The organism is Variovorax sp. P4_D9, assembly GCF_056401695.1.
The window spans coordinates 1-2,015 of the sequence record NZ_JBFUIU010001223.1; the positions used below are offsets into that span (position 1 = coordinate 1).

General features: G+C 61.0%; 2 protein-coding genes and 1 pseudogene. 2 read left to right on the plus strand and 1 reads right to left on the minus strand.

The window, feature by feature from the left end; translation table 11 throughout:
* Nucleotides 1-420, plus strand: a pseudogene (locus tag AC1DY5_RS53235) (hypothetical protein); the annotation flags it as partial.
* A gap of 563 nt (nt 421-983) precedes the next feature.
* Nucleotides 984-1,613, plus strand: a complete 630-nt coding sequence (locus tag AC1DY5_RS53240) for a DUF2652 domain-containing protein (protein WP_478122285.1) — start codon at nt 984-986, stop codon at nt 1,611-1,613.
* Here AC1DY5_RS53240 and AC1DY5_RS53245 read toward each other — a convergent pair.
* On the minus strand, nt 1,606-1,788 hold the full coding sequence (locus AC1DY5_RS53245; protein WP_478122286.1) for a hypothetical protein: 183 nt from the start codon (nt 1,786-1,788) through the stop codon (nt 1,606-1,608). The two genes, AC1DY5_RS53240 and AC1DY5_RS53245, sit on opposite strands and share 8 nt — an antisense overlap.
* Between the last annotated feature and the right edge of the window lie 227 nt (nt 1,789-2,015).

Below are 2,015 nucleotides of genomic sequence, written 5' to 3' on the forward strand. Positions count from 1 at the left end.
ACCCTGCCACGATGGCTGCAACGATTTGGTGCGGCGGGCACGATGCGTATCAGCTATGGGATCTTCCTGGTGACCATCCTGTTGAACCTGGGGCTGGCTTGGGCCGTCCCCCCGGGCCTGACCCATTTGCTTCCCCTCGCGGTGGGCTCGTATGCCATCGGCTTGTCTATGCCGCTACTCCTGGGTCATGCATTGCAGCCTATGGGCAACAACGCCGGCCTGGCCGCATCCACCCAGATGTTCATTCAGTTCGCCCTCATGGCGCTGGGTTCGGGCCTGATTGCGCCTCTGCTGTGGGACTCGCTCCTGCATCTGGCGCTGGGCAATGCGGCGCTGATTCTGACTGGTGCCATCTTGCTGCTGTGGCAAGGTCACGCCGAGCGCAATGCCCTGGGCCAAGGTGAGACCGGGCCAGCCTAATACCTGCTGCTGGTCAGCTATCGTGACGTGGAACACGTTACTCTCGACCGAGAGATGCCAGTCGGCCGAAATTCGGTGCCGGAAAGCTGTCACCCGCGACCCGTCCGCAAGTGGCCGACATTGCTAGTTCGAGGTGCAAGCTCGAACGCGCGCTCCAGACTGGTTGCTGAAGTTCAAGGTCCCGCGTCGAATGACAGCGCGACGGAACCTGACATTGGCACATTCCTCGACGTACGACTGCTCAACTGGAACTTGACCTTCACCGACGTCGCTAACAACATTCGAGTTCGGGTCAACATCGGGTCGCCTGGGTGGCAACGGACGACCATGGCTAATCGGCACACGGACGGCTGCTTTCGAATGATGCGAAGCATCGGCAGATGATCGATCGTTCGAGGAGGTCGCCGACTGCGCGGTTGCGAGCCCTGGCCGTGGCGCTCGCGGTGTTGTCGCTCGGCCTCGCTTATCGCAAGACGGGGCTACCTTCGGGGTCTTGTTGTTGCTGTGACTGACCTGCGTGGGTGCGTGGTTGAATGTGATGACGCAAATCCTTGGAGCGAGCCGTGGCGACAACAAATCCCGACAACATACTCTTCTTCATCCCGGACATCAGCGGTTTCACGAAGTTCGTGACCGAGACCGAGGTGAGCCATAGCCAGCACATTATCCAAGAGTTGCTGGAGTTGATCGTGGACGCCAACCAGCTCGGGCTGGAGGTTTCCGAGTTCGAAGGCGATGCGGTGCTGTTCGTTCGTCCCGGCGCGCCGCCGTCGCTGGACGAGCTTCTGGCGCAGGCACGGAAGATGTTCGTGGACTTCCATTCGCACATCAAGCGGATCGAGATCCTGCGCACCTGCGAATGCGGCGCCTGCTCCAACGTCCATTGCCTGTCGCTAAAGTTCGTCGCGCATTTCGGGCCGGCCAGGACCATGCAGGTCAAGGGACATTCGAAATTCATCGGCAAGAGCATCATCGTCGCGCACCGGCTGTTGAAGAATCAGGTGCCCGAGTCCGAGTACCTGCTGGTGAGCGAGGAGACGCTGAACCAGCTGGCCGACGGCACCGCGACGGCCTCGTCGTTCGAGTGCGGCCACTGCAGCTACGACGAGATCGGGGAGGTCGCGTATCGGCACCATTCGATGGCGCCGTACCTGGCCGAGGCGAAGGCTACGGTCACCGGATCCCTTACATGAAAAGCGCAAGCTCAACCCAAGCCGGGGCGGGATCCAGCACGCGCAGATTGCCAAACCGAGAGCGATCTATCGCGATCTCCCGGATGCGCAGGCGCAGCCCACTTTGATCGCGCGCCTGCGCCATGCCGACGAACCGGGCGCAGTTCCAGAACGGGCTGAGGTTGCCGGGGTTCATGGACCACTAAGGAATCGAAGAGCAATGCGAGCAGGCGCTCGAACGCATTGGTTTTCGTCAATGAAGTTGCTCACGCAGGCCAGGAGCAATGTGTCGACGTTGCAATTGACCAAGCACCCAACTTGATTGATAGCACGGCGGACGGCCTCGGTGCCCATTGACAAGCCCGCAGGCCCTCGAACAAGATGCCCGGGCGCCTGTCGCGGCGTCGAGGAGGACTTGAAGAT

Bases quoted from the DNA above. Each gene is read 5' to 3' on its own strand.
- AC1DY5_RS53245 (WP_478122286.1), bottom strand. From the start codon at position 1,788: ATGAACCCCGGCAACCTCAGCCCGTTCTGGAACTGCGCCCGGTTCGTC.